Origin of the sequence: Plectonema cf. radiosum LEGE 06105 (assembly GCF_015207665.1) — a bacterium.
Lineage (GTDB): Bacteria > Cyanobacteriota > Cyanobacteriia > Cyanobacteriales > Nostocaceae > Rivularia > Rivularia radiosa_A.
In genome coordinates this window covers 1-6,737 of the sequence record NZ_JADEWL010000229.1, presented here as the reverse complement: position 1 = coordinate 6,737, position 6,737 = coordinate 1, and the positions used below count along the sequence as shown (strand labels likewise).

Here is a 6,737-nt window from a genome sequence, read left to right as displayed (position 1 = left end):
GATTTAATTTGTATTTTCCTAGCGGGCAATATGCCCCGCACTACAAGACTTTAATCAAATTTGAATATACAAATTAAACGCTTTTTAGCTTACCGATTACCGATTACCGATTACCGATTACCGATTACCGATTACCGATTACCCATTACCGATTACCCATTACCTATTTACAAAATCCCTGAATTTCCTCAACTAATTGATCGATTTCCGATTCTAAAGTAAAGTAGTGAACACAAGCACGGACACAATCGGGGTCAGCAATTGTACGAGTAAATATTGCTTTGGCTTCTAAAAATTTGACTAATTCCAAACTAGTTTTAGATTGATTACTTTCCAGTTGAAATGAAACTAAACCCGATTCGGGGGGAGAATGGAGTAGACATTTAATACCCGATACTGCCATTAATTTGTTCCAGAGATACTCGCTGTTACGACAAATTTGTTGGTAACGTTGCTCGGATGTTCCCCATTTTTGATGCACTGAAATTGCTTCGGTTAAAGCAATATAAAAAGGATAAGCAGAAGTTGCGATTTCATATCTTTCCCCGCTTTCTTGCCATTTTACAGGTTGAGCTTGACCATCAATAACAACGCTACGCCAACCGACAAAGGTCGGATAAAGACTTTCCCGTTCCTGGGGGCGCACATACAAACCCCCTACACCCGGAGGTCCACACAACCATTTATGACCTGTAAACGCATAAAAATCCACTCCCAATTCGCCAAGATTTAATGACAATAATCCGACTGATTGCGCTGCGTCTACCATTAATTTTGTATTATTGTTTCTACAGCAGACTACTATTTTTTCTAAAGGCAAAACTTGTCCTGTATTCCAAAGTACGTGACTTAACACCACCATGCGGGTACGGGGGCGCAAATACTCAGCAATTATTGCTACAGGGTCGCCATTATTTAAAGTTGCCATTATCGGACAAGTAGTAACTTCTAGAGAAAATCTGCGTGCTATTTCGCGAGCTGTAGCAACAATTCCTGGATGTTCGCAGTCTGTAAGAAGTATATGGTCTCCTGCTTTCCAATCAATGCCCCACATGGCAATGTTGCAACCAACTGTTACATCTTCAGTCAGTGTAATTGTCTCCGATGGTACATTCAACTCGGTTGCGATTGCTACTCTAGTGGCTTTAGTCTGTTGTATAAGCCAAGCATTAACTTCGCTGCCAAAAGGACCAATTTGCTGAATTTGATCTTGGGCTTGAATTACGGCATTCATAGCCGTTTGCGGCATCGGTCCTTGACCTCCGAAGTTAAAATAAGCTTTATTCGCTAAAGCGGGAAATTGTTGTCGATATTGATGCAACCCTGTTTGTGTAGCAGATATACTTGTCATACCAATTTTAGATTTTAGATTTGAGATTTTGGATTATAAAACGGGTTAAAAGCGACCGATTTATTTACTTTATAAAGGTTTTTAAACAGTAAATTCAACTTTTAAATATTTCAAAACGATTTTTCTTCCTATCTTTTAAAAACTGTTTCCTTTGCTTATCCGAACCGGGAATACTGCTATAAGCAATGTACATTACACAACACCAATTTTGGTTATCTTGATTACTCCCAGATTGCACTAATTCTTGTTAACTTAAAATAATGTTAATTAATGCCGAACTACTAATACAATATCAAAAGTGTAAACGCCGACCGTTTTTGAATGTTCGCGGCGATAAAAATCAGCAAGATGCTCCTAGCGACTTACTTCTAAAACTGTATCAAGATAAATATGCTCATAAAAAAAAGATTTTAGAAAAAATCAGTTATCAACGTCCAAAGTTTGCCAATGGGGAACCGAAAACTGCGGAAGCGGCAACTTTGGAATTGATGCAGCAGGGAGTTGAATATATTTATAAAGGGATACTGACAACAAGTTATGCTGATAATCATACTCTGCTAGCACGTCCGGATTTACTCATCAAGCAACAGGGTAATTCAAGATTCGGAGATTGGATGTACGTTCCCGCTAGAGTTGAATTAGGTAAGCGTCCCAAACAAGAATATCAAGTTATTGCCGCATTTTATGCTTTTGTTTTACAAGCAGTACAGCAAGTTGAATTAGAAACGGCTTGGTTGATGCTGCGGGGAAAAGAACCCAGATACAATGTTGATTTAGTCAAATGGATACCCCGGATGCAAGAAATCTTGGACGAATGTATCCAAACGCTCTATTTACCAACACCTCCCGAAGTATTTATTTCTCGGCAAAAGTGCAGTCTTTGTAATTGGTACAGTAGCTGTCATCAAACTGCTTCCACACAAAAACATCTTTCGTTGGTACCCGGAGTAACCCCAGGTCGTTACGATTGGTTAAAAATCCTTGACATTACAACTTTAGAATCTCTTGCTCAAACCAATCCTTCAGAACTAAAAGACTTACCCGGTTTTGATACTGAAGTTGCTAATCAACTTATTTTACAGGGAAAATCTTTATTGGAAAATCGTCCGCTGTTTTTACCACAAGCGTTAGTAGAACAAACGATAACCGAGGAATTTTCCACAACACATCAATCCTTACTAACTTTAGAAAACGATAAAGCGATAATTGAACGGCGATCGCCACCAATTCAATATCCCACAATCGTAGAAATTGACCCAGTAGTATACGAAACTATTACTTATACAGCCCCTATAGAACTCTACTTTGATATAGAAGCACAGCCAGATTTGAATTTAAATTATTTATTAGGGGTTTTAGTTGTTGACAGAGAACAGAACACCGAACAATTTTATTCTTTTCTTGCAGAAAAACCAGAGGAAGAAAAATTAATTTGGCGGCAATTTTTAGAATTAGTATGGCAATATCCCGATGCACCAATTTATCATTTTTGTGTTTATGAATTTGACACAGTGCAACGACTAGCAAAACTTCACCGTACTCCTTCCAAAAAAGTATTACCAGTATTGAATCGATTTGTCGATATTTACGAACAACTAACAGCTACAGTAACATTGCCAGTTGAGAGTTATGCCTTGAAAGCGATTGCTCGGTGGATGGGATTTGAATGGCGTGACTCAGAAGCCAGCGGTGCTAAGTGTATTTACTGGTATGACAGATGGTTGAAAACTGGCGATCGCGCTTTATTAGAAATCATCAAACGTTACAATGAAGACGACTGTCGAGCAACCCATAGTGTCAAAGATTGGCTAGTTAACTTTTTTGAAAGCCAGTATGACGAATTAGAAGTTAGGAGTGAGGAGTTATGAGTTAGAAGTTAGTTGATGTTTGGTAATAACCTTAAACCTTAAACCTTAAACCTTTAACCTAAGTTTGTCGTGGGAATTAGAAAATTATTTAAGTTACCATTAATTATTATTTTTTTCGTCACAATTGTGCTGTTTGTGTTTGTTTTGAGTAACTTGAGAACTTCTGCTGTTGAGGTAACGGGTATAAATTTCATCGGTGAAGCAACTTTACCCACAGGTACAAATTTTAAAAATACTGAATTAGGAGGGTTATCGGGAATAACTTATGATAGTCAAAACCAACTTTATTACATAATATCCGATGACCGCTCTCAAAAATCGCCAGCGAGATTTTATACTTTTAATATTAATCTTAATATAGATTCTTTTCAAAGTAGCGATATTAAACCTGTTACTGTCACAAAGTTAAAAGATAAAAGTGGTAAAATATTTTCTGCTGGAAATATAGACCCAGAAGGAATAGCACTAACTAACAACTCATCTATATTTGTCTCATCCGAAGGTGATACAATCGCGGGGATAAATCCATTTATCAAAGAGTTTTCCCTCAATTCAGGGCAAGAAATTTCTAGTTTAACAATACCTGAAAAATATTTACCATCCAAAGATAAAAAACGCGGTATTCGTAACAACTTAGCTTTTGAAAGTCTCACAATTACACCTGATAAAAAACATTTATTTACAGCTACTGAAAACGCACTTATTCAAGATGGTGAACAAGCTAAGCCCAATCAGGGAAGCTTATGCAGAATTTTACAATATAATCTAATTACTAGAAAATTAGAAAAAGAATTTCTTTACCCCACCGAAATAGTCAAACCATTTTTCAATATTAATGGTAGATTTGCTAGCGGTTTAACCGATTTAGTCGCACTCGATAATCAAGGACATTTTTTGAGTATAGAAAGAACTTTTACAGGTTTAGGTTTTGTAAATTCATTATTCAAAATATCCTTAGAAAATGCTGATAATATACAAAATATCAATAGTCTACAAAAAGTTGACTTGAAAAGCATTAAACCTGTAAAAAAAGAACTTCTATTAAACTTAGGAAACCTAGATATTGCATTAGATAACACCGAAGGTTTAACTATTGGTGAAACTTTACCAAACGGACAACCCTCATTAATTTTAGTTAGCGATAATAACTTTAATAAACTCCAACGTACTCAATTTTTAGCATTCCAACTCAAGATAGAATCACGACTCGAAAGACTCTTACGTTTAATTCGCGATCGCATTTCCTAAGCATAAACTCTTACTCCTTGCGCTTTCCTTGCTCCGTATAAACAGGGGTATTATTCTATGTATATTTTATTCGATATCTTAAAATAGCTGTTTAAGTATGTACAATCTACATCCATGAGAGTGAACAAAAAATAAATTTGATAAACATTGAAAAATATTGTATTTAAAAGCTTTCACCTCCAAATCTTGGATTATCCAGGATTGCGATCGCAGTATATACACTTAGATAATTTCCCAAACTTCATGTAGGGGCAAAAAGTGTTTCCGTAAAATTTCTCATAGGAAACATTAGTTGCTTGTGTTACATAATGTTTAGTGTGTTTCCTAGAAATCCCGGTATGCTCAGTTAAAACTTTATATCTATTCATAAAAATTGATTGCCCTTAGTAAGCAATTAAACTTAAATATAAGTTAAGACCTTATTTTCAATCCCTCTCCTGATTTATAGGGAAAAAAGCTAGAGGTGACTTACTTATATAAACATTGATTTCCTCCCAAATTGAAAAATGTATTAATTCATTGATTTATGTTGCAACAAAAAGTCAATAAGATGTTAACTCAAAAACATAAAACAGAATTAGACACTTATATTGGAAAATTCCTAAATCATCGTTATTTAATCAGAGACTTAATAGGTAAAGGGGGAGGAGGTAAAGTATATTTAGCAGAAGATTGTACCAACGCTGGAATACCAGTAGCCGTAAAAATTTTGTCGTCAAACTTGGATAATCAAACGATATCGCAACGCTTTGCAAAAGAAATTTTTATCAGTTCTCAATTAGGACGTAAAAGTAAACATATTGTCCGGATATTAGGCTATGGTATTACTGATGATAAAATTCCATTTTACGTAATGGAATATCTTCAAGGTAAAAATTTATTAGAATTCATAAATAATCAGCCTTTAACATTAGAACAATTCTTTGATATAAGCTATCAAATTTGTTTGGGTTTACAATGCGCTTATCAAGGTGTGAGTCTCAAAGGTAAAAATTGTCCAGTTATTCACCGAGATATTAAACCAGAAAATATATTTATTACTCAAGATGTAAAAAAAGCAGAAATAGTTAAAATATTAGATTTTGGTATTGCTAAACTCTTAAAAGAAAGGGCTGGAGCAACACTTTCTCAATCTTTTATAAGTAGTTTACCTTATACTGCTCCAGAAAATATGGAAGGACGCAAACTATTAGATATACGTTCGGATATTTACAGTTTGGGTATTCTCATGTATCAGATGCTTTGTGGAAAGCATCCATTTCAGTTAAAAAGTAACTCCTTTGGTGAATGGTATCAAGCTCATCGTTTTGAAACACCGCTTTTATTAAACGAAATGATCAACGAGGCTAATGTACCTATTGATTTAGAAAATTTAGTGATGAGTTGTTTAGCTAAAGAAATTAAAAATCGACCCGATAATATTACCGAAATCCTAGAAAAATTAGAGCTAATTCAACGTCAATCCTACCAAATTACCAAAAATGATGATAAACATATTTCAGAATTATCAGTAGATATAACACCATTAAAATTAACTTCTAAAAATATTTGTTTGCAAAAAAAATGGCCTGTAAACAAGCCAATTGCACCAATTGCTTTCCCTGATTTACTATATACAGTACAAGGAGAAATTCCTACATTTTCGGTCATGTTACCTCAAGCAGAGATTTATAAATTTTTAGACAAACAAAACACTACAGAATTTATCCAAAAAATTAATATTTACCCGATGATTATGTGGGTAACAGTTCTACACGAAGCAAATTCATCATTAACACGCTGGCTATCTTACTTCTTAGATATCAAAGATAAACAAGAAGAAAGAATAGTCAGACATTTAGCAGAAAAAGGATACTATCACCTGTTATTTTTTGCATTAGAAGAACCAACAAAATTACCTGATGTCACAACTGTTACAATTACACCCCACCAGCGTGAACAATTATTAATTTGTTTGGAAGCAAGTCAAAATTATAAAAGCTTGATTCCATCCAATCAAAGTAAAACCATTCTCAAAGCACAGTACGAAAAAATCAAACCTAAAATTCTGCAAAGAATATTGGACGAGCAACAAAAGAAAACACATATCAAGCTTTGGTTGTCTAATTTTTTCAGTAACCTGTCTAAATTTTAGTTGAAGCATGAGGTACAAAGAAATAGTTAGTACCACCGGAGTTAGTACCACCGGAGCAAGCCTGGATTTGTCACAAGTAAGGAGTAAGGAGTAAAAATTTATTATTTTATTTATTACTTAATACTCATTACTTACC

4 protein-coding genes are annotated in these 6,737 nt (G+C 34.7%); 3 read left to right on the top strand and 1 reads right to left on the bottom strand.

Annotated elements, in window-relative coordinates; genetic code table 11:
- Window positions 1–163 precede the first annotated feature (163 nt).
- A complete protein-coding gene (locus IQ247_RS30845; RefSeq protein ID WP_193925868.1) occupies window positions 164–1,351 on the bottom strand; it encodes an aminotransferase class V-fold PLP-dependent enzyme in 1,188 nt (395 codons plus the stop codon).
- 260 nt (window positions 1,352–1,611) lie between these two features.
- On the opposite strand from IQ247_RS30845, the gene IQ247_RS30840 reads away from it, so the two are divergent.
- The 3 genes from IQ247_RS30840 (at window position 1,612) to IQ247_RS30830 (ending at window position 6,601) form a co-directional block, all read left to right on the top strand.
- Entirely contained in the window at window positions 1,612–3,219 is a 1,608-nt protein-coding gene (locus IQ247_RS30840; RefSeq protein ID WP_193925866.1) for a TM0106 family RecB-like putative nuclease, read from the top strand.
- Window positions 3,220–3,288: 69 nt separating this feature from the next.
- Window positions 3,289–4,467 carry an esterase-like activity of phytase family protein gene (locus IQ247_RS30835; protein WP_193925864.1) on the top strand — a complete coding sequence of 393 codons (1,179 nt, stop codon included), beginning with the start codon at window positions 3,289–3,291 and terminating at the stop codon, window positions 4,465–4,467.
- A 550-nt stretch (window positions 4,468–5,017) separates the two neighbouring features.
- Window positions 5,018–6,601 carry a serine/threonine protein kinase gene (locus IQ247_RS30830; RefSeq protein WP_228060204.1) on the top strand — a complete coding sequence of 528 codons (1,584 nt, stop codon included), beginning with the start codon at window positions 5,018–5,020 and terminating at the stop codon, window positions 6,599–6,601.
- Window positions 6,602–6,737 lie beyond the last annotated feature (136 nt).

What these genes read in the sequence shown, in the direction of transcription:
- IQ247_RS30840 (WP_193925866.1), top strand. Translation starts at nt 1,612, where the DNA reads ATGTTAATTAATGCCGAACTACTAATACAATATCAAAAGTGTAAACGC.
- IQ247_RS30830 (WP_228060204.1), top strand. Translation starts at nt 5,018, where the DNA reads ATGTTAACTCAAAAACATAAAACAGAATTAGACACTTATATTGGAAAA.
- IQ247_RS30845 (WP_193925868.1), bottom strand. Translation starts at nt 1,351, where the DNA reads ATGACAAGTATATCTGCTACACAAACAGGGTTGCATCAATATCGACAA.